Origin of the sequence: Frankia sp. QA3, assembly GCF_000262465.1 — a bacterium.
Classification (GTDB): Bacteria; Actinomycetota; Actinomycetes; order Frankiales; family Frankiaceae; genus Frankia.
In genome coordinates this window covers 865,103-884,957 of the sequence record NZ_CM001489.1, presented here as the reverse complement: position 1 = coordinate 884,957, position 19,855 = coordinate 865,103, and the positions used below count along the sequence as shown (strand labels likewise).

Genomic DNA, 19,855 nt, shown 5'->3' with positions numbered 1-19,855 from the left:
ATCAAGAGGCGGTGGGCGCGGCCCCTATGATTCGTGGCATGACCCCGCCCGGCTCCCGCCCCGATCTGCCGACGACGTACTCACCGTCCTCGGCGGAGGAGGCCGTGTACCGGCGCTGGGTCGAGCTGGGCGTCTTCACACCGTCGGGAGGTTCCGACCGGCCGGCGTACGCCATCGTGATCCCGCCGCCGAACGTCACCGGTCAGCTGCACATGGGCCACGCCTTCCAGCACACCCTCATGGATGCGCTCACCCGCCGTCGTCGCATGCAGGGGTATGACGCGCTGTGGCTGCCGGGGACCGACCACGCCGGCATCGCCACCCAGAACGTGGTGGAGCGGGCGCTGGCGCAGGAGGGAGCCAGCCGCCACGACCTGGGCCGGGAGAAGTTCGTCGAGCGCGTCTGGCAGTGGCGCGCCGACTACGGCGACCGCATCTTCGCCCAGATGCGCCGCCTGGGTGACGGCGTCGACTGGAGCCGGACCAGGTTCACGATGGACGCCGGGCTGTCCCGGGCCGTCCGCACGATCTTCGCCCGGATGTTCCACGACGGGCTCATCTACCGGGCCCAGCGCATCATCAACTGGTGTCCCCGCTGCCTGACCGCCCTGTCGGACATCGAGGTGGAGTCGACCGAGGACGACGGCGAGCTGGTCTCGATCTCCTACGGTCCCGTCACCGTGGCCACCACCCGGATCGAGACGCTGCTCGGCGACACGGCCGTGGCCGTGCATCCCGACGACCCGCGCTACCGTGACCTCATCGGCACCCAGGTGCGGCTGCCCCTCACCGACCGGTGGATCCCGGTGATCGGCGACGAGCACGTCGATCCGGCCTTCGGGACGGGCGCGGTCAAGGTGACCCCCGCGCACGACCCGAACGACTTCGCCATCGGGCAGCGCCACGATCTTCCGAGCATCACGATGATGGACGAGCGGGGCATCATCACGACCCACGGCCCCTTCCAGGGGCTCGACCGTTTCGAGGCCCGGTCGGCGATCCTCGCCGCGCTGCGGGCGGAGGGCCGGATCGTCGCGGAGAAGCGGCCCTACCTGCACGCCGTCCCGCACTGCGACCGGTGTAAGACGGCGGTCGAGCCGCGCCTGTCGCTGCAGTGGTTCGTCGCCGTCGAGACCCTCGCCCGGGCCGCGGGGGACATGGTCCGCGACGGCCGGGTCGCGATCAGCCCGCCGGAGCTGTCCGGCCGCTTCTTCGGGTGGGTCGACGACATGCACGACTGGTGCGTCAGCCGCCAGCTGTGGTGGGGCCACCGGATCCCGGTCTGGTACTGCCCGGACGGGCACACGACGGTGCCGGCGGTGGGCGACGAGATGACCGACCCGGTCGCCTGCCACGTCTGCGGCAACGGCGAGCTGCGCCAGGACGCCGACGTCCTCGACACCTGGTTCTCCTCCGGCCTGTGGCCGTTCAGCACGCTCGGCTGGCCGGACACCACGGCCGACCTGGCTCGCTTCTATCCCACCGACGTCCTGCTCACCGGCTACGACATCATCTTCTTCTGGGTCGCCCGCATGATGATGTTCGCCTCTTACACCCTGGACGACGTCCCCTTCCGCACCGTCGTGCTCACCGGTCTCGTCCGGGACGCCCGCGGGAAGAAGATGAGCAAGAGCTGGGGCAACGTCATCGACCCGCTGGATCTCATCGACCGCCACGGTGCCGACGCGCTGCGCTTCGCCCTCGCCCGGGGCGCCCATCCCGGGGTGGACGTCCCGCTGTCCGAAGAATCGGTCGAGGGCAGCCGGAACTTCGTCAACAAGCTGTGGAACGCGACCCGCTTCGCGCTGATGAACGGTGCGATACCCGCTCCCGGTGCGCTCGCCGGACGCGAGCTGTCCACGGCGGACCGCTGGATCCTCTCGCGGCTCACCGCGGTCGTCGGCCAGGTGGATCAGTGTTATGAGGAGTTCGAGTTCGCCAGGTCCTGCGACGCGGTGTTCCATTTCGCCCGGGACGAGCTGTTCGACTGGTACCTGGAACTCGCGAAGTCGCCCCTGCGCACCGGCGGGGAGCGCGCGGACACGGTGCGCGCGGTGCTGGGCCGCTGCTTCGACACCATCCTGCGCCTGCTGCACCCCGTCATGCCGTTCGTGACCGAGACCCTGTGGTCGGCGCTGACGGCCGGCCACCAGGGCGCACCCGGCCAGAACCCGGCCAGCCACGACAACACGGCGCCCCAGAACACGGCGCCCCAGAACACCGCGGCCCAGAACACGGCGACCCAGAACACCGCGGCCCAGAACACGGCGACCCAGAACACCGCGGCCCAGAACACGGCGGCCCAGAACACCGCGGCCCAGAACACGGCGACCCGGGACACGGCGACCCGGGACACGGCGGGCGAGCAGGCGGCGTCGTGCCTCGCGGCGGCCGCCTGGCCCCGCGCCGGCGAGATCGGGGATCACGACTCCGACGCCGAGGCCTGGATCGGCGAACTCCAGCTCCTGGTGACGGAGGTGCGCCGGTTCCGTTCGGCGCAGCGACTGCGCAGCAACCAGCGGGTGCCCGCCGTGCTCGTCGCCCCGGCGCGGATGGCGGCGTGGGCGGAGCAGATCGGGGCGCTCACCGCGCTCGAGGTCACGGTCGCCGACGCGCCGCCGACGCAGTGGCCGTCCGTGGTCGTCGGGGCGTCGACCGTGGCGCTCGACCTGACCGGTGTCGTCGACATCGCCTCGGAGCGGACCCGCCTGCAGCGGATGCTCGCCACCGAGCGCGTCGAGCAGGCCCGGATCGCGGCGAAGCTGGCCAACCCCATGTTCGCCGAACGGGCACCGGCGGCGGTCGTGGCGAAGACCCGCCAGCGCCTCACCGACGCCGAGTCCGCCATCGCCCAGCTCACCGAGCAGATCAGCCAGCTCTGACGGGCCGTGCGACGTCAGGGGGCGGCGCGGGACAGCTTCGAGGGCCACCAGATCGTCGCTCCGATGTCGTGGCTGAGCGCCGGAACGAGCACGGAGCGGACCAGGATCGTGTCCAGCAGCACGCCGAAGGCGACCGAGAAGCCCACCTGAGCAAGGAAGACCAGCGGTAGCACGCCCAGTACCGCGAACGTCCCGGCGAGGACGACGCCGGCCGAGGTGATGACGCCGCCGGTCACCGCGAGGCCGCGCACGATGCCGGGACGGGTGCCGTGGATGAGCGTCTCCTCCCGCACCCTCGTCATGAGGAAGATGTTGTAGTCGATGCCCAGGGCGACGAGGAAGATGAACGCGAACAGCGGGAATCCCGGATCGGCGTTGGCGAACCCGAAGATGTGGTTGAACACCACCGCGCTCACCCCCAGCGTCGCGGCGAACGACAGCACCACGGTCGCGATGAGCAGGATCGGCGCGAGCAGCGCCCGCAGCAGGACGCCGAGCACGACGAGGATGACCGCCAGCACGATCGGGATGATCAGGTTCCGATCGTGGCGGGACGCCGCCTGGGTGTCGAGATTGATCGCGGACTGACCGCCGACGATGGCGTCCGCGCCGGGGATCGGGTGCACGGCGGCGCGGATCGCGGTGATGGTGTCGTAGGCCGCGGGTGTGTCGTAGCGGTGGACGATGGCGGCGTCGACAGCGATCCGCCCGTCGACCGGCGCGATCCGCACCGCCGCCGCCGGGCACCCGTCCGCCGCCGGTGCGGGGAGCCGTCCGCCGCCGGAGAGGATGCCGGCGAGCTTGGCGTAGTCGACCTCGACGCACACCGCACCCGGATCCCTGGACACCCCGTCGACCTTCGAGACGGCGGCGATGACCGCGGGGACGGCCTCGGTGTTGGTGATGATGACCGCGGGCGCGCCCTCACCCTGACTGAAGTTGGCGTCGAATATTTTCTGGCCGACGATGGCATCGGGGTGGCCGGTGATGCTGTCGGTGGACGACAGCCCGTCGACCTTCAGCGTGGTGATGAGCCCGGCGCAGGCCAGCAGCACGACGGCGGTGACGATCCAGGCGAGGCGGGCCCGGCGGACGAGCCCGGCGGCGAAGCGGGCCCACAGTCCGTGGCCGACGAGGTCGGCCTGGTGGTCCAGCCGGGGGATGCGCGGCCAGAAGATCCACCGGCCGCCGAGAACGAGGAGGACCGGCAGGAAGATCAGCATGACCAGGACGGTGCAGGCGATGCCGATCGCCGCCACCGGGCCGAGGCTGCGGGTGGAGTTCAGCTCGCCCAGGCTCAGGCACAGCAGGCCGAGGATGACCGTGACCGCCGAGGCGATGATCGCCGGTGCGGCGCCCCGCCAGGCCCTGATCATCGCCTCGACCCGACTGGCGTGGGTGTGCAGCTCCTCGCGGTAGCGGCTGACGAGCAGCAGGGCGTAGTCGGTGCCCGCGCCGATCACGAGGACCGACAGGATCCCCTGGCTCTGCCCGTTGAGGGTGAGCACGTCGTGCTTGGCCAGCGGATAGATGATCAGCGCCGAGACGCCGAGGGCGAGCACGGAGCTGAACAGCGGGAAGAACCACAGCACCGGGCTGCGGTAGACGAGCAGGAGGATGCCGACGACGACCAGGCCCGCGGCGAGCAGCAGCAGACCATCGAGCCCGGAGAACGCCTCGATGAAGGCGACCAGCAGCCCACCGGGTCCGGCCGAGTGCACCACCAGCCCCGCCGGCGCCCCGGCCCGCGCGGCGGCGAGGACGGCCTTCTCGACGTCGACCAGCTCGTCGCCCTGGACCTCCCGGTCGCCGTCCTTGCCGATGATCGGCACGGCGACGTTCGCCACCTCGCCGCCCCGGGCGAACTGCGGCGGCCCGAGCTGGCCGGCGTCGACGCCGGGGATCGCGGCGAACGCGCGGACATCCGCGGTGATCTTCGCCTTGTCCGCGGCCGTCAGCCCGCCGCCGCGCTGGTAGACGACGAAACCCGGGATCGTCTGCAGCGCGCGGAACTCCTGGGCGGCGTTGTCGACCTTGGTCGACTCGGCCGAGCCCGGCAGGTAGGCCGCGTTGTCGTTCTTCTGGACCTCCCCGAGCCTGCCCTGGTAGGAACCTCCGACCGCGCCGAGCAGCAGCCAGCCGACGGCGAGGACCGCGAACACGTAGACGACGCGCGGCCGGCGGCGGGCCGAGCCGGGTCCGCCCGCCGGCTCGGCGGGCGGGCGACCGCTGGGCTGCCCGGCCGCGGCGGCCAGGGATGGCGGCCGCGCCGCGGGCAGGACTGCGCCGGCCTCCGCTGCGGACGACCGGGGCGACCCGGCCGCCGAGCCGGGCACACCCGACGAGGCCACGGGCTCCCCGCCGCCCCTACCGTCGAGTCGCTTGCCGCTGCTCATGCCTGTGTCCCATCCCAGTCATGCCGTGCCGATCCGCCGAGGGCGATTCTGGCGCACACCTCCGACAAAACCGGCCCAGCCCGCCGCGTTGCCGGCCCGAACGGTCGGACGGCTCAGACGGGGCTGCCCGCCTCGGCGGCGGCCCGGGCGGCGAGCAGGGTGTTGCGCAGCAGCATGGCGATGGTCATCGGTCCGACGCCGCCGGGAACCGGGGTGAGCCGGCCGGCGACCTCGCGCACGGCGTCGAAGTCGACGTCGCCACGAAGGCCCTGCTCGGTGCGATGCATGCCGACGTCGATGACGGTCGCACCGGGCTTCACCGCGTCCGGGCCGATGATCGCCTGCTTGCCGGCGGCGACGACGAGCACGTCCGCGCCGCGGCAGACGGCGGCCAGGTCCCGCGTGCGGGAGTGGCAGATCGTGACGGTGGCGTTGCGCCCGACGAGCAGCTGGGCGACCGGGCGGCCGACCAGTTCGGAGCGGCCGACGACGACGGTGGGGGTGCCGCTGAGCTCCACGTCGTAGGCGTCGAGCAGCTCGATGATCCCCGACGGGGTGCAGGGCCGCAGGCCGGGCAGGCCGCGGGCGAGCAGGCCGACGCTGGGCGTCGTGAGCCCGTCGACGTCCTTCTCCGGCGGGATCCGCCCGACCAGGGCGGCGCCGTCGAGCCCCTCGGGCACGGGGAGCTGCAGCAGGATCCCCGAGACGGCGGGGTCCGCGGCGAGGGAGTCCAGCAGAGCGGCGATCTTGTCCTGGGGAGTGTCGGCGGGCAGGTGCTGGTGCAGGTCGGCCATGCCCGCCTCCACGCAGGCCCGACGCTTGCCGCCGATGTAGACCGCGGACGCCGGGTCGTCGCCCACCAGCACGGTCGCGAGCCCCGGCTGGCGGCCCGTGGCCGCGCGGAACTCGGCGACGTCCCGGGCCACGTCCGCACGCACCCGGGCGGCCACGGCCTTACCATCGATGATCACTGCGCTCATGTCGGCCTTTCGCCCTCACGATGTCCGGTCGGATCCGCCGTCCGCGACCCGGCGCGCCGCCCGCACCGGGTCACGCGGCCGGCGTCGGCGACGGCCCGACCGAGCACGCTACGCCAATACGCCCCACCGGTGCCCGCGGGCGCCGCCGGTCGGCGACCGGGGGACGGGATGGAATTCCCCGCGACCCCGGCGGCGGGCCACGGAGGTCACCGTCCGCCGGCCCGCGCCGGGGTCGGCGACTCGGCGATAGCAGTGACCCGCTTCCCTCTCTCAGGCTCGGGTGAGGCTCTCAGGCTCGGGTGAGACACCCTCACGGGTGCGGGTTGGCTGGTCTCGGGCTTTCACCGCTGATCGCCGATTCGGGGTTCTGCTCGCCGAAACGGTGCGCGTCAGCGGCCTGGACCAGCGGCTGTCCGCCCCGCCGACGGTTATAGAATGATGTTCCGCGTCGCGTTGCGGGGGCTGACGGTGGCTGAGAGTTTTGACGTTTTTGTCTGCTACGGCCGTGCCGATCGGGCGTGGGTGCGGGGGCTCGCGGAGGAGTTGAAACTCGCCGGCCTGCGCGTGTTCTACGACGAGTGGGAGATCCTCGCGGGCGACCATGTCGTGCACCGGCTGGACGAAGGCATCCGCGGGTCCGCGGCCGGCGTCGTGGTGGTAAGCCCGGACGCCCTCGCCCAGCCCTGGGTGGCGGCCGAGTACGCCGCCATGCTGCACCAAGCCGTGGAGGGCGCGCGGCCGCTGGTCCCGGTGCTGCTCAAGGACGCCGAGCTGCCGCCGTTCCTGGGCTCCCGCGCCTACGTGGACTTCCGCGGCCTCGACCGGCCCAGCGGGACCGAGGCAGGCGGCGAAGGCGGGGAGAGGCCCTACCGGAAGCGGGTCGCCGAGCTGGTCGCGGGGCTGCGCGGAGCCCGGTCCCCCACGCCGCCCCGGCCTCGCTACGACGTGTTCCTCTCCTACGGCACGGCAGACCTGCCGGCCGCCACCCGGCTGGCGGACCTGCTCGAGGCGCGCGGGGTGCGGCCGTTCCTGGACCGGCGCCATCTGGTGCCCGGCGCCCCCGTACAGGAGGCGATCGAGGGGGTGCTGTTGGCCACCGAGGCGGTCGCGGTCCTGGTCGGTCCGGGCGGGCTGGGCAGCTGGCACCACGAGGAGATGCGCGCCGCGCTCAACGAGGCGGTCCGCAGGCGCGGCGACGTCCGCGTCATCCCAGTGCTGCTGCCGGGCTCCGACGCCGGTGCCCTGCCGCCGTTTCTCGCCCGGCGCCTGGAGGTCGACCTGCGCCGCGACACCGGCGATCCGGCGGCGATCGAGTCGCTGGTGGCCGGCATCCGCGGCCACGCCGCCGACCATGCCGCCGACAGCGCCCGCGTGCGGCTCCCTGACACGCCTGCGCCCTATCCCAGCCTGCGCGCGTTCACAGAGCACGACGCCGACCGGTACTTCGGCCGGTCCGCCGAGACAGCCCAGCTACTCGATCGCGTCCGACGGTCGTCGTTCACCGCGGTGGTGGGAGCCTCCGGCTCGGGGAAGTCGTCGCTGGTCCTGGCCGGACTGCTGCCGTCGCTGCCGAAGGACGCATGGGCGGTCCGGACGCTGGTGCCCGGGGCATGGCCGCTGCGGTCACTCGCCGACGCCCTCGCCGCCACCGCACCGGGAGCCGACATCCTCACCCTGAGCCGGCAGATCGAACGGGATCTCGCCGGTTCCGCCGACGAGCTCGCGAAGATCGTGGGCACCCTGGCCGGCGCCCACCTGGGCGAGCGGCGCCTGCTGCTGGTCATCGACCAGTTCGAGGAGGTGTTCACCCATCCACCGCGCACGGACGGCGTGCCCTCCGACGTCCACGCCTTTATCGCCAACGTCTGCGCCGCAGCCCGGCACAGCGAACGGATCCGCGTGGTCATCACACTGCGCGCGGACTTCCTGCAGCACTGCCTCGACTTCGGCGAGCTGCGCCTCCTACTGGAACCGAACCAGTTGCTGCTCGGCGCGCTGGACGACCGCTCCCTGCGAGAGTCGATCATGATGCCCGCGCTGGCGGTGGGGGCGATGTTCGAGGGCGGGCTCGTGGACCGGATCCTGGCCGACATGCGCGGCCGCAGCGGAGCGCTCCCCCTGCTGCAGACCGCGCTCGCCGAGCTGTGGCACCGCCGCCGGGGCGTCTGGCTTGCGCACCCGGACTACGACCAGATCCACGGCATCGGTGGCGCGCTGAACCAGCTCGCCGACGAGCTCTACGCCGGGCTCTCCGAGCGGCAGCGGAAGCTGGCGCGGCTGCTGTTCCTGCGACTGGTCGCGCTGGGCGAGGGAGGAGCCGCTCACACGCGCCGCCGGGTGGACCGGCGCGAGCTCGACATCGTCGACGCGGATCCCCGGGAAATCGAGGAGCTGGTGCTGAAATTCTCGCACCGCGACGTCCGGCTCGTCACCGCCGAGCGCGACACCATCGAGATCGTCCACGAGGCCCTGATCGACAGCTGGGCCGCGCTCCGGTCCTGGCTGCGGGAGAACGCCGCCGACCTGCGGACCCACCGGCTGCTCACGGAAGCAGCCGCGCACTGGGACGAGCAGGGCCGCGACGACAGCTACCTCTACCGGGGCCTGCGCCTGACGACCGCGGTCGAATGGTCGACCCGCAACGGCGCCGACATGAGCCGCCTCGAGGCCGCGTTCCTCACGGCCAGCGGCGAGACCGAGGCCGCCGCGCACGCGCGGGAACAGTCCGACCGGACGCTCGCGCGGGCCGGCCAGTCGCTGTTCGAGCTGGAGACCTCGCCGGAGAAGGCTCTCGCGCTGGTGTTCTCGGCCGCCCTGGACGCCGCGGATTCCGCGGACGCCGACGAGAACCCACTGGTCCAGCGCGCGATGTTCCACGTGCTCGACCGGGCCCGGGTGCAGCGCATCCTGCGCGGCCACACCGACCGCATCTCCTCCGTCGCCTGGCACCCCGACGGCTCCACCATCGCCTCCGGCAGCTACGACGGGACGGTGCGGATCTGGGACGTCGCCACCGGCCGCACCGTCGCCGTCCTCGCCGGCCACCAGGACAGCGTCACCTGCGTCGCCTTCGACGCCACCGGCGCGCGGCTGGCCAGCGGCAGCTGGGACAACACAGCGAAGATCTGGGATGTCGGCACCTGTGCGGAGGTCCGGTCGCTGGCCGGGCATGACAGCTGGGTCTCGTCGGTCACCTGGAGCCCGACCGGCCGGTTCCTCGCCACCGGCAGCAGGGACAACACCGGCCGCATCTGGGACGTGTCCACCGGCGAGACCGTCTGCGTGCTGCGGGGCCACCAGGAGTGGGTCCGCTCGGTCGAGTGGCACCCGTCGGAGACGACGGTCCTCACCGGCAGCTACGACCACACGGCGGCGCTGTGGGAGATCCCGTCAGGACGGCAGCTCGCCGTCCTGCGCGGCCACGAGGGCCCGGTGCCGACCGTCGCCTGGAGCGCGGACGGGCGCCAGGCGCTGACCGGCAGCGAGGACGGGACGCTGTGCCGCTGGGACATGCAGGAACGGCGCCCCCTGCGGACCATCCGCGTCCACACCAGCCCGGTCTACTCGGTGGCCTGGGCCGATGGGGAGGGCCGGGCTGTCACCGGCAGCGAGGACGGCCGGGTCAGGATCTTCGACGTCGAGTCCGGCGAGCTGCTCGGCGCCCTGCCGGGGCACACCGGCTGGATTTCCGGCGTGGCCTGGAGCCCCGACCGGCGCCACGTCGTCTCCGGCAGCGAGGACCGGACCGCACGGATCGCAAGCATCCGGCCAGGGTTCGAGCCCCGCGTACTCGGCAGACACGCCGGCTGGGTATCCGATGCATCCTGGCATCCGGATGGCCGCCGCGTGGCCAGCGCGGGCCAGGACGGAGCGGTGCGGGTCTGGGACGTCCGGCCACCCGCCGGCACGGCGGCGGGCGTCGGCACGGACCCGGGCGCCAGCGCCGACACCGGCACCGGCACCGACGCCCCGGTACAGATCGTCCAGCTGGCGGTGCCCGACCCGATGGCCTTGGCCTGGAGCCCGAGCGGCACGCTGCTGGCCTGCGGCGACCTGACCGGCAGGATCACAGTCTGGGACGCCCGGTCCTGGGCAGTGCTCGCCGCCATCCAGGGGCACGAGGACAGGATCAGCGCGCTGGCGTGGACGCCGGACGAACGGCGGCTGGCCAGCGCCGGCTACGACGGCTCGGTGCGGCTGTGGGACCCCGGGGACGGCGGCGGGGACGCGCCGCTCGCCGCGGTCCGTTATGAGCAGTGGGTCTGCGACATCGCCTGGAACCCCGACGGCACCCGGCTCGCGATCGCCGCATGGCAGGACGAGGCCCACATCTGGCAGGTCGACACCGAAGCCGACGACGGCGTCCTCCTGCCGCTGCGCGGCCATTCCGCGCCGCTGCACTCGACCGACTGGAGCCGCAGCGGCCGGCACGTCCTCACCTCCAGCGGCGACGGCACCACCCGCGTCTGGGACGCGATGACCGGCAGGCAGCTGCACGCCCTAGGCTCGGGCGAGGCGCACGACGCGGCCTTCAGCCCCGCGCGCCAGCACCTGGCGACCGGCAGCCGGGACGGCAACGTCCGGCTGTGGAGCATCGTTGACGAGCCGGAGATGCTCGTTTCCTACGAACATCCGGCTGCCGTCCTGACGGTCGCCTGGCATCCCGCCGGGACGTATGTGCTCTCCGGAGCCGAGGACGGCATGCTCCGGCTCTGGCCCGCAAGCTCTGCGTTCGTGTTCCGGGAACTGCGCGAGAGGGTCCGGCACCTCTCCGCCTGAGCAGAGGCCTGCCATGCGATGATCCTGCGGCTGGCGGGTCAGGTGCCGAGCCGGCCCGCGGACAGCGACCGCACCATCGGCAGGCTCGGGGCCGCCACCGCCCCGAGCCACAGCCGCACCTCCCGGGCGGTGCACAGCCGCACGACCCGGGCGGCCGCGCCGTGCGCGTCGAGGGCCCGCAGCAGGCGGGCCCGGCTGTCCCGCGGGTAGTTCCACAGCCAGCGCAGGAACGCCAGGTCCAGCTTCTCCGGGCAGCCGGGGGCGGCGTCGGGACGGTTGCGGCCACGCCAGCGAGCCCAACGGCGCAGCACCCGGGCGATCGTGATCCGCCGCGGCAGGTCGAGGAAGACGATGAGCTCGGCGGCGGGGATGCGCAGGTCCAGCGTGCCGGCGTAGTTGCCGTCCATCACCCACGCCGGGTTCGCGACGAGGCCGGCGACGACCGCGCGCCACTCCTCCACCGGCGTCGCGACCCAGCCGGGCCGCCAGAAGTACCGGTCGAGGTGCACCGCCGGCAGGCCGGTCTGCCGCGCGAGTTCGCGGGCGAGGGTGCTCTTGCCGGCGCCGCCGCTGCCGACGACGAGTACCCGCTGGACGTCGGGGGTCATCGACGGCGGGCCCTGCGGGCCCGTCCCGAGCGCATTCACGACGCCAGTCTCCCACCGGGGCGATCGTTCCGCGTGCGGAACGTGCCGCTTCGACCCACCCGTGCCCACCCGGATCGGGTGCGCCCGGCGACGGTGATCAGCCGGCGAGGGCGTGGTGGGTGAAGAACTCCCACATGACGGCGGAGGCGTCCGGTGCCGGCGGCGGCGGATCGGCCTGCTCCCGCGGTCGGGTGCCTCCCGGCCAGGCGTGCCCGGCGCCGGTGATGCTGTACAGCTCGACGGCGCCGCCGGGCGCGCACGGCCCGTAGACATCGTGGACGACGGCGCCCTGCCGGGTACGGGCCGGTGTGGCCGGGCAGCCGTCGTGGCGGGTCCAGAGGGCCATCGCCTCGGCCACCGACCGGTCGGCACGCTCCTCGCCCCGGCGCAGCCCGATGGAGGACTCGCCGCCGTCGTAGCGGACCTTGTCGTCGGCGGTGCCGTGGAAGGCGATGACCGGCACGGGCCGGCTCGGTGTGCAGGAGGTGGTGTTCAGGGCGCCGGAGACGGGGGCGATCGCGGCGATGCGCCCGGCGAGTTCGCAGCCCAGCCGGTAGGACAGCATGGCGCCGTTGGACATCCCCGTGACGTAGATCCGCGCCGGATCCACCGGGTGGTCCCGCGGCAGCTGGTCGAGCAGGGCGGCGATGAAGCCGACGTCGTCGACGCCGTTGCCGTGGGCGTAGCCGCAGCAGGTGCCCGCGTTCCACGTCAGCAACGCCGACTGGGGCCGGCCGGTGCCGTCGGGGTAGACGGCGAGGAAACCCTCCCGGTCGGCGACCAGGCTCATCCCGGTCTGCCGCTCAGCCAGGCGGGCGGACCCGCCGCCGCCGTGCAGCACGAGCACGACCGGCAGTCTGCCCCTGGTCGCGGTCACGGTGGCGGTGGCGGCCGAGGGCGGCACGTGCACGAGGTAGGTGCGGCGCCGGCCGTCGGCGGTCGTCAGCGTGTACGGCGTGGTGCCGGCGCGCAGGGCCGCGTCGCCGGCGCCCCCGGGTGTGGCCGTGGCGGTCGGCCCTGGCGCGGAGCCGGAGGCGACCGGCCCCACACCGCCCCCCCGCCGCCCCGACGTCGGCCGACGCGCTGGCGTCGCAAGCGCCGAGCAGCGCGGCAGCGACGGCGAGGGCGCCCGCGGCCGCACCGAGGCGCGACGCTCCCCGGTGCCACGGCCGGCCTCGCACGATCCCGCGGGTCACCCCACGGGCCGTCCAGGACGGGTCCACCCGCCTGCATCGGGCTTCGCCAACGGCGTTCCGCCGCATCCTCGACCTCACGGATCCGAAGGTAGGTCCGCCGGATGTGAGAATCGTGAGAGGTGGCCCGGCCGGCTCAGCCGAGGCCGCGGGAGTCCTGCTTGAGCGCCGTGTCGATGGTGAGGGCTGCGGCGACGACCAGGCTGTGCAGCGGCTGCGGCAGCGGCCGGTGCAGCTGGACGACGTAGTTGTCGGCCGTGGTGAACATCGTCCGCATGAGGCCCTCCCAGGTCTTGGTGACCCGGGCGACCTCGACGTCGGCGTGGTCGACGATGGAGAAGTTCCACGCCCGCCAGTTCTCGGCCTTGATCGCCCCGATCGTCGTGCCGCCCGCCTGCAGATCGAACCGGATCCGGCCGAAGACGTTCTGCTGGGCGATGACGCCGAGTTCCGCGCCGTCCGGCAGCGAGACGATCACCTTGGACTTGAACACCTTCGCCGGGCGGTGCAGGAGCAGCTGGACGGTGCCGGCGGCGTCACGGACCTCCAGGCGGTGGGAGAGGAACTGGTCCCACGAGGTCAGCACGCGCGCGGCCTTCTTCAGCGCGCTCTGGCCGACCTCGACGACCGAGCCGATCTGGTTGCCGCCCTGGTCGAACACGGCGTACTCGTTCGTCACTTCAATGATCTTGGACTTCTGGTTGACCACGAGCACGGGCTCGCTGAACAGCGTCCCGCCGCCCGGTCCTGTCGGCTGCACACCGGCCCGCTCCCGGACCTGCCGCTGCACCTGCTCGGCGCTGTGGTTGGTCTGCACCGCGGCCGGCTGCACGCCCAGCGGCGTACCCCAGGTCTGAGCCGGCACGGCCGCAGCCTGGCCCTGCCCGGCCCCGCCGTACTGCCCGGCCCCGCCGTACTGCCCGCCCTCGCCGTACTGGGCGGCCCCGCCGTACTGGGCGGCCCCGCCGTACTGGGCGGGCGGTGCCGCCGGCTGGATGTGCTCGGTCCACTGGTTTCCGTCCCACCACCGGGCACCGTGCTGCCCGCTCGGATCGGCGTACCAGCCTGGCGGGACCGTCTGCGTCATGGCGCCACTGTGGCACCTTCGGCCCGCGCCGGGCCACACCTGCCCGACGTCTGCGTCCCGCCAGCCTTGTCGTCCCCTCCGGCCCCCGACAGATGCGTCGCGCGCCGCCCGTCATGCCTGCGGCGCCGCCCGGTCCGTCGTCGGGGTGCTCGGCGGCGTGTCATCGGCCCCCGGCACCAGGCCGCTCGGGTGGGACGGGCCGCCGCGCTCCGTTCGGCCGCCGCGCTCCGCCAGCCGGTGCCGGAAGTAGTCGTTGCGGAACTTCCACAGCGCTCCCTCGCGGCGCAGGATCTCGTACCGGTGCAGCAGGTCGAGGTAGCGGATCAGCCGCGGCGGCGAGCCGGCGGTCAGTGTGAACCAGACGGCGCAGACCAGGAAGGTCGGCCAGGCCGTGGTGTAACTGGCGAGGATCAGTCCGACGGTCAGCGCAAACCACACGCCGTCCCAGGGATGAAGGTGCATCGTTCTCGCGTCGACGCCGTGGATCAGCGGCGAGAGCGGGCCGAGGACGAGCGCGATGGCTCCGGCCGTGATGAGGCCGACCAGTACGACGCACCCGAGGGCGATGACCATGTCGGCTCGGAACGTCGAGCGGGGGGTGGCGGCGGCGGTGGACCCACCACCGGGCGGCGGCTGGTTGAGCCAGGTGACGATCCCGGCGACGAGGCCGACCGGAAAGCCGACGACGATGCTGAACAGCACGGCCACGCCGATCCCGTGGGCGCCGCCGTCGCGCACCCCGCCGACGAACCCGCCGGCCGTACCCACCAGCATGCAGGCCGCGACGCCGGTGAGGAGGAACCGCCAGATCGGGGGCCGGCCCTCCCAGCGCCGCAGGTCGACGCGGGCCGGCGTCATCGGCGCGGCGGGCTCGGTCATCGACCGGGCGACGGCCACGGCGACGGCGACACCGAGGAACACCGACAGCCCTACGTGCGCACCCCGCGTGGGCCCGGCGTCGCCACGGCAGGCGAACGCGACCAGCTCGGTCGCGGCGGCGGTGGCGAGCGCCACCCCCGCCGCGGTGCGCAGAACCGTCCTGACGGACTCGAACATGCGGTTCCACTGCAGCAGGGTCAGCAACAGCGCCGTGCCGAACTGCGTCGCGTGCGCCAGAGCCTCCCCGGGGGTCGTCGCGGCCAACCCGAACGCGAGCACCACCGCCGCGCTGGTCACGGCGCCGACGATGGCCGCGGACCGGTCCATGTCGCGGCCGCGGGTCATCCCGAACACGAGGGACAACAGGATGCCGATGGCGAACCCGCGAGTGAGCCCCGGCGGCAGGATGAGCGCGATCCGGTAGGCCGGCGCGGCGAGCAGCCCCACCGCGGCGGTGAACGCGGCCATGGGGACACCCTCCTGCAGGCGCCACCAGGCCAGCATCTCCTGCTTCAGCTCCACCATGCGCCCGGCCATGTACTCGACGGTGCGCCGCGCCCGGGCCGGAGTGGGCGAGGTGAAGCGTGCCATCGCGTCCTCGAGGAACCGGTCGATGAGGAACCGCTCGAGTCCGTCCCGCCCGCGCTCGGCCGCCAGCTCGACGAGCCGCGCGGGTTCCAGACCGTCGGCGCAGCACCGGTAGGCCAGCGAGACCATGAACGGGGTTCCGAGCGCGGCCGCGAGGACGCTCTGGGGGTGGTCGCGCAGCTCGCGCAGCACCGGCTGCCAGGTCGCCGGCCCCGGTCGCCGCTGAGCGAGGAGGCTGAGATAGGCACGCACCTGATCCGCGGTCGGCCGCACCAGCGCCAGCACCGCGCTGGAGTGCAGGTCCGCCAGGCCCGGCGTCCCATCGCGGGCCAGCAGGAGCACGGGCCGGTCCTGAACCTTCGCGCCGATCAGTCGCACGGCGGAGACGTCGGGGGACGAGGTCCGCACCTCGTCGACGCCGTCGAGGACGAGCAGGACCCGGTCGGCGGCGAGCAGGGCGGTGAGCAGGGTGCCGTCCCGGGCCGGGCGCAGGGCCGCGGTGCTCGGATAGGTCGTGCGTAACTGCCGGTCGAACCAGGCGGCGAAGTCCTCGTGGGTGTCCCACGAGGCGATAGTGAGCAGCAGCGGGATCCAGCCCTGCGCACCGGCCCCGCCGGCTGCCGCAGCCGAGGGGTCGCCGTCGACGTCGAGCAGCCCGAGGGTCAGCAGGAGACCGAACGTCGACTTCCCGCCGCCCGCGGTGCCGGTGACGATCGCCCGCCGGAGCAGACCGTCGCGCACAAGTCCCGCCGCGAACGCGCGGTAGTGCGCGGGCTCCCATGCGACGTCACCGCGGGGCAGCAGGATCGACCGCGCGCCGCCATCACCGGTAGATCCGGAGCTACCGGCCGACCCCGAGCCACCGGCCGACCCGAGGGCGTCGCGGGCCTCCAGGGTGATCGGGAGCAGGGGGAGGTGCAGCAGCCCCCGCTGGTCGGCCTCCAGGCGCCACTCCTCCCGGATCTGCGCCCGCAGGCTCTCCCTGAGCTCGTCGACGGTCTTCGCCGGCTCCTTCGGACGTTCGACGAGAACCGTGATGATCGCGCCGAAGCCGCCGATGAGCCCGGCGACCTTCAGCGCGACGTCGAGGTCGGCCAGGACGAGCACCAGCAGGAGGACTCCGAGCAGGCCGGCAGCAACCCTGGCTACCCGGCGCTGTCGCCGTGTGAGCACCACCATCTCGCAGCTCCCCCGAGCACCCGTGACGAGGTGTTGATCAGTTCGCGGGAGATCGTAGCCGACGGAGGTGAACACCGTGGCGTACGGTCACACCACGGTGCTGGTCTCGTCGACAGCGCAGGTCCCGCCGGCGGCCCAGGTCTCCCCCTGCGGCCCAGGTCTCCCCGCCGGAGCAGCCCTCCCCCGGCGGCCCAGGTCCCGTGGACGGCCGTCCACGGCCCGGCACCGCCCGGCAGCGGTCGGCACCGCCCGGCAGCGGTCGGACCGTCAGGGTCGCGGTGGCGGTCCGGAGCCCCGCACGCACCGCGTCAAAGCGCCTTCTCGGTGACGAGGCCGCCGTCGACATGCAGGCGGCGGGTCACCGCGACGGTGTCGAGCATGCGGCGGTCGTGGGTGACGAGCAGCAGCGTGCCGGTGTACCCGGCGAGCGCCTGTTCGAGCTGCTCGATGGCGGGCAGGTCGAGGTGGTTGGTGGGCTCGTCGAGCACCAGGCAGTTGACGCCGACGGCCTGCAGCAGCGCGAGGCCGGCCCGGGTCCGCTCCCCCGGCGACAGCGAGGCGGCCGGCCGGGTCACCTGGTCCGCGCCGAGGCCGAACTTGGCGAACAGGGTGCGGACCTCGGCCGCAGGCCAGGTCGTCGCCCGCTCGGCGACGGCGAGGGCGGTGGCCTCGCCGCGGAACAGGCCCCGGACCTGGTCGATCTCACCGAGACGCACCCCGGTGCCGAGGGACTGGCCACCCGCGTCGAGCGGGAGCCGGCCGAGCAGGGCGGCGAGCAGGGTCGTCTTGCCGCCGCCGTTCGGCCCGGTGATGACGATCCGGTCGGCCCAGGCGACGGTGAGGTCGATCGGGCCGAAGGTGAAGGCGGGCCGGCGCACGACCGCACCGGTGAGGGTCGCGACGACGTCGCCGGAGCGGGGGGCGGCCGCGATCGACATGCGCAGCTGCCACTCCTTGCGCGGTTCGGCGACCTCCTCCAACCGGTCGAGCCGGGACTCGATCGACCGGACCCGCGCGGCGCTCTTCGTCGCCGCCTCGATTCGCGCACCTCGGGCGGCCCGGTCGTTGTCGGACATCCGCCGCTTGGCCCGCACCGAGCCGCGCACGGACTGCTCCCGCTGACGCTGCGCCTGCGCGACGAGACCGTCACGCTGGTCGGCGTAGTCCTCGTAGCGCTCGCGGGCCTGCCGCCGGGCGACCTCGCGGGCCTGCAGGTAGGCCACCCACCCGCCGGCGAACAGGCTGAGGCCGTGCGTGTGCGGGTCGATCTCGGCGACGGTGTCGATGGTGCGGTCGAGGAACTCGCGGTCGTGGCTGACCACGACGAGCGCGCCGGACACACCGCGGACGAAGCGTTCGAGCCGGTCCAGCCCGTCGAAGTCGAGATCGTTGGTGGGCTCGTCGAGCAGGGTGATGTCGAACCGGGACAGCAGGACGCTCGCGAGCGAACCCCGGGCGGCCTGGCCGCCGGACAGGGCGGTCGTCGGGCTGTCGAGGGCGTCGGCGGGCAGGCCCAGCTCGGCGCAGACCTCCTCGGCGCGGGCGTCGAGATCGGCGGCGCCGAGGGCGAGCCAGCGCTCCAGCGCGAGGCTGTACCGGTCATCGGCACCGGCGACGCCCGCCGCCAGCGCCTCGGCGGCGTCGTCGAGCTCCCGCTGGGCGGCGCCGACCCCGGTGCGGCGGGCGAGGAACGCCCGCAGGGTCTCGCCGGGCAGCCGGTCGGGTTCCTGGGGCAGCAGGCCGACGCCCGCGGTCGGCGGCGCGAGATCGACCCGTCCCTCGTCGAGGGTGACCAGGCCGGCGAGGGCCCGCAGCAACGTCGACTTGCCGACGCCGTTCGGCCCCACCACCCCGAGCCGGTCACCGGGTGCGACGGTGAGCGAGACACCATCGAGAACGGTCGCCCCACCGCGGGTGACGGTGAGGCCGGAGGCGACGAGAGTTGCGGACACCCGGCCAGTCTCGCGCATAGCCGGCGCGCGGCGGCGGCCCGCCCACGCACCGCGGCCACAAGGGCAGCCAGGGCGTGCACGGTCATCCTCCGAACCCGGGCAGGGCGAGCTGCTCGTCCCGGCCGACCGGCCCGGCAGACTCGGCCGGCGCGGCTGGCCTCCCCGCCCCGTCGGGCCGCGGCGCAGGCGCCGCGAAGCGCCGGACGCGATGCGCGGCGGCCCCGATGCCGGCCCGCTCGGCGAGCTCCCGCACCTGCGCCGCGATCCGGTCCCGGTAGGCGCGCGGCGCGTAGGCCCCGGACCCGTAGAGCCGGCGGTACGCAGCGACCAGCGCGGGATGGTGCTCGGCGAGCCAGTCCAGGTACCACTCCCGCGCGCCGGGCCGCAGGTGCAGCACCAGCGGGGTGACCGACGACGCCCCGGCCTGCGCGATCTGCTCGACGGCCCGGGCGAGCGCCGCCGGGGAGTCGGTGAGGTACGGCAGGATCGGCGCCATGAGCACGCCGGCGGGAATCCCCCGCTCGCCGAGCGCCGCGCACGCCTCCAGCCGCCGCCGGGGATGCGGCGTCCCGGGCTCGACGAGCCGCCACAGCTCGTCGTCGACGAAGCCGACGGACAGCACGACGCCGACCTGCGTCACCTCCGCGGCGGCGGCGAGCAGGTCGAGATCACGCAGGATCAGCGAACCCTTCGTGAGCACCGAGAAGGGATTGCGGGCGTCGCGCAGCGCGGCGAGGACGCCGGGCATGAGCCGGTAACGACCTTCGGCCCGCTGGTAGGGATCGACGTTGGTGCCCATCGCGACGTGCTCGCCGCGCCAGCGGGGCGCGGCGAGCTCCGCGCGCAGCCGCTCCGCGACGTTGACCTTGACGACGATCCGGGTGTCGAAGTCGCGCCCGGTGTCGAGGTCGAGGTAGGCGTGGGTGCTCCGGGCGAAGCAGTACCGGCAGGCGTGGGAGCAGCCGCGGTAGGGGTTCACCGTCCAGCGGAACGCCATCCGCGACGCCGGTGGCACCCGGTTGAGCACGGACCGGGCGTGGATCTCGTAGAAGGTCAGACCGGTGAAGCCGGGGGTGTCGAACGCGCGGGTGACGGCGCCCCGGGCGAGCAGCGACGGCGCGCTCGCGCCGGCCGCGACGGCCTGCTCGGTGGCGGCGAGCCGGAGGTTGTCCCAACGCACACCCAATGAGAACACATGTTCGATCCACTGTCCACCCCGGACGATGTCCCGCACGGAAGCGGGCTGCGGGTACGGGCCTGGAGACGGCGGAACCGGGGAGGCGGCGGGATAGT

Annotated in this window: 10 protein-coding genes; 2 read left to right on the top strand and 8 right to left on the bottom strand. The window is 73.6% G+C overall.

Annotated features, from left to right (window positions below):
- Positions 1-38: 38 nt before the first annotated feature.
- Positions 39-2,882 (top strand): valine--tRNA ligase, encoded by a 2,844-nt coding sequence (locus FRAQA3DRAFT_RS03480; RefSeq protein ID WP_083873485.1) that lies wholly within the window; start codon positions 39-41, stop codon positions 2,880-2,882.
- A gap of 14 nt (positions 2,883-2,896) precedes the next feature.
- Here the strand turns inward: FRAQA3DRAFT_RS03480 and FRAQA3DRAFT_RS03475 are convergent, their stop codons facing one another.
- Positions 2,897-5,278 carry an MMPL family transporter gene (locus tag FRAQA3DRAFT_RS03475; RefSeq protein WP_009737686.1) on the bottom strand — a complete coding sequence of 794 codons (2,382 nt, stop codon included), beginning with the start codon at positions 5,276-5,278 and terminating at the stop codon, positions 2,897-2,899.
- A 113-nt stretch (positions 5,279-5,391) separates the two neighbouring features.
- A complete protein-coding gene (gene folD / locus FRAQA3DRAFT_RS03470; protein ID WP_009737685.1) occupies positions 5,392-6,258 on the bottom strand; it encodes a bifunctional methylenetetrahydrofolate dehydrogenase/methenyltetrahydrofolate cyclohydrolase FolD in 867 nt (288 codons plus the stop codon).
- Between the two features lie 435 nt (positions 6,259-6,693).
- Between folD and FRAQA3DRAFT_RS03465 the strand changes: the two genes are divergently transcribed.
- The gene (locus FRAQA3DRAFT_RS03465; protein ID WP_083873484.1) at positions 6,694-11,037 is read left to right on the top strand and encodes a TIR domain-containing protein; all 4,344 of its coding nucleotides are present in this window, start codon (positions 6,694-6,696) and stop codon (positions 11,035-11,037) included.
- Between the two features lie 38 nt (positions 11,038-11,075).
- Here FRAQA3DRAFT_RS03465 and FRAQA3DRAFT_RS03460 read toward each other — a convergent pair whose 3' ends face one another.
- The 6 genes from FRAQA3DRAFT_RS03460 to FRAQA3DRAFT_RS03435 all read right to left on the bottom strand — a co-directional run bounded on the left by FRAQA3DRAFT_RS03460 (position 11,076) and on the right by FRAQA3DRAFT_RS03435 (position 19,742).
- The gene (locus tag FRAQA3DRAFT_RS03460; protein ID WP_009737683.1) at positions 11,076-11,684 is read right to left on the bottom strand and encodes an adenylate kinase; all 609 of its coding nucleotides are present in this window, start codon (positions 11,682-11,684) and stop codon (positions 11,076-11,078) included.
- Positions 11,685-11,781: 97 nt separating this feature from the next.
- Entirely contained in the window at positions 11,782-12,732 is a 951-nt protein-coding gene (locus FRAQA3DRAFT_RS03455; protein WP_009737682.1) for a PHB depolymerase family esterase, read from the bottom strand.
- A 281-nt stretch (positions 12,733-13,013) separates the two neighbouring features.
- Positions 13,014-13,964: a phospholipid scramblase-related protein gene (locus FRAQA3DRAFT_RS03450; RefSeq protein ID WP_009737681.1), complete on the bottom strand. Its 951-nt coding sequence runs from the start codon at positions 13,962-13,964 to the stop codon at positions 13,014-13,016.
- 111 nt (positions 13,965-14,075) lie between these two features.
- Entirely contained in the window at positions 14,076-16,610 is a 2,535-nt protein-coding gene (locus FRAQA3DRAFT_RS03445; protein ID WP_009737680.1) for a hypothetical protein, read from the bottom strand.
- 308 nt (positions 16,611-16,918) lie between these two features.
- On the bottom strand, positions 16,919-18,562 hold the full coding sequence (locus tag FRAQA3DRAFT_RS03440; RefSeq protein WP_035922104.1) for an ABC-F family ATP-binding cassette domain-containing protein: 1,644 nt from the start codon (positions 18,560-18,562) through the stop codon (positions 16,919-16,921).
- Positions 18,563-18,644: 82 nt separating this feature from the next.
- Positions 18,645-19,742 carry an Rv2578c family radical SAM protein gene (locus FRAQA3DRAFT_RS03435; RefSeq protein ID WP_035920538.1) on the bottom strand — a complete coding sequence of 366 codons (1,098 nt, stop codon included), beginning with the start codon at positions 19,740-19,742 and terminating at the stop codon, positions 18,645-18,647.
- Positions 19,743-19,855: the final 113 nt, after the last annotated feature.

Coding starts and splice junctions, on each gene's coding strand:
- FRAQA3DRAFT_RS03445 (WP_009737680.1), bottom strand. CDS start 16,610: ATGGTGGTGCTCACACGGCGACAGCGCCGGGTAGCCAGGGTTGCTGCC.
- FRAQA3DRAFT_RS03465 (WP_083873484.1), top strand. CDS start 6,694: ATGATGTTCCGCGTCGCGTTGCGGGGGCTGACGGTGGCTGAGAGTTTT.
- FRAQA3DRAFT_RS03475 (WP_009737686.1), bottom strand. CDS start 5,278: ATGAGCAGCGGCAAGCGACTCGACGGTAGGGGCGGCGGGGAGCCCGTG.
- FRAQA3DRAFT_RS03480 (WP_083873485.1), top strand. CDS start 39: ATGACCCCGCCCGGCTCCCGCCCCGATCTGCCGACGACGTACTCACCG.
- folD (WP_009737685.1), bottom strand. CDS start 6,258: ATGAGCGCAGTGATCATCGATGGTAAGGCCGTGGCCGCCCGGGTGCGT.
- FRAQA3DRAFT_RS03450 (WP_009737681.1), bottom strand. CDS start 13,964: ATGACGCAGACGGTCCCGCCAGGCTGGTACGCCGATCCGAGCGGGCAG.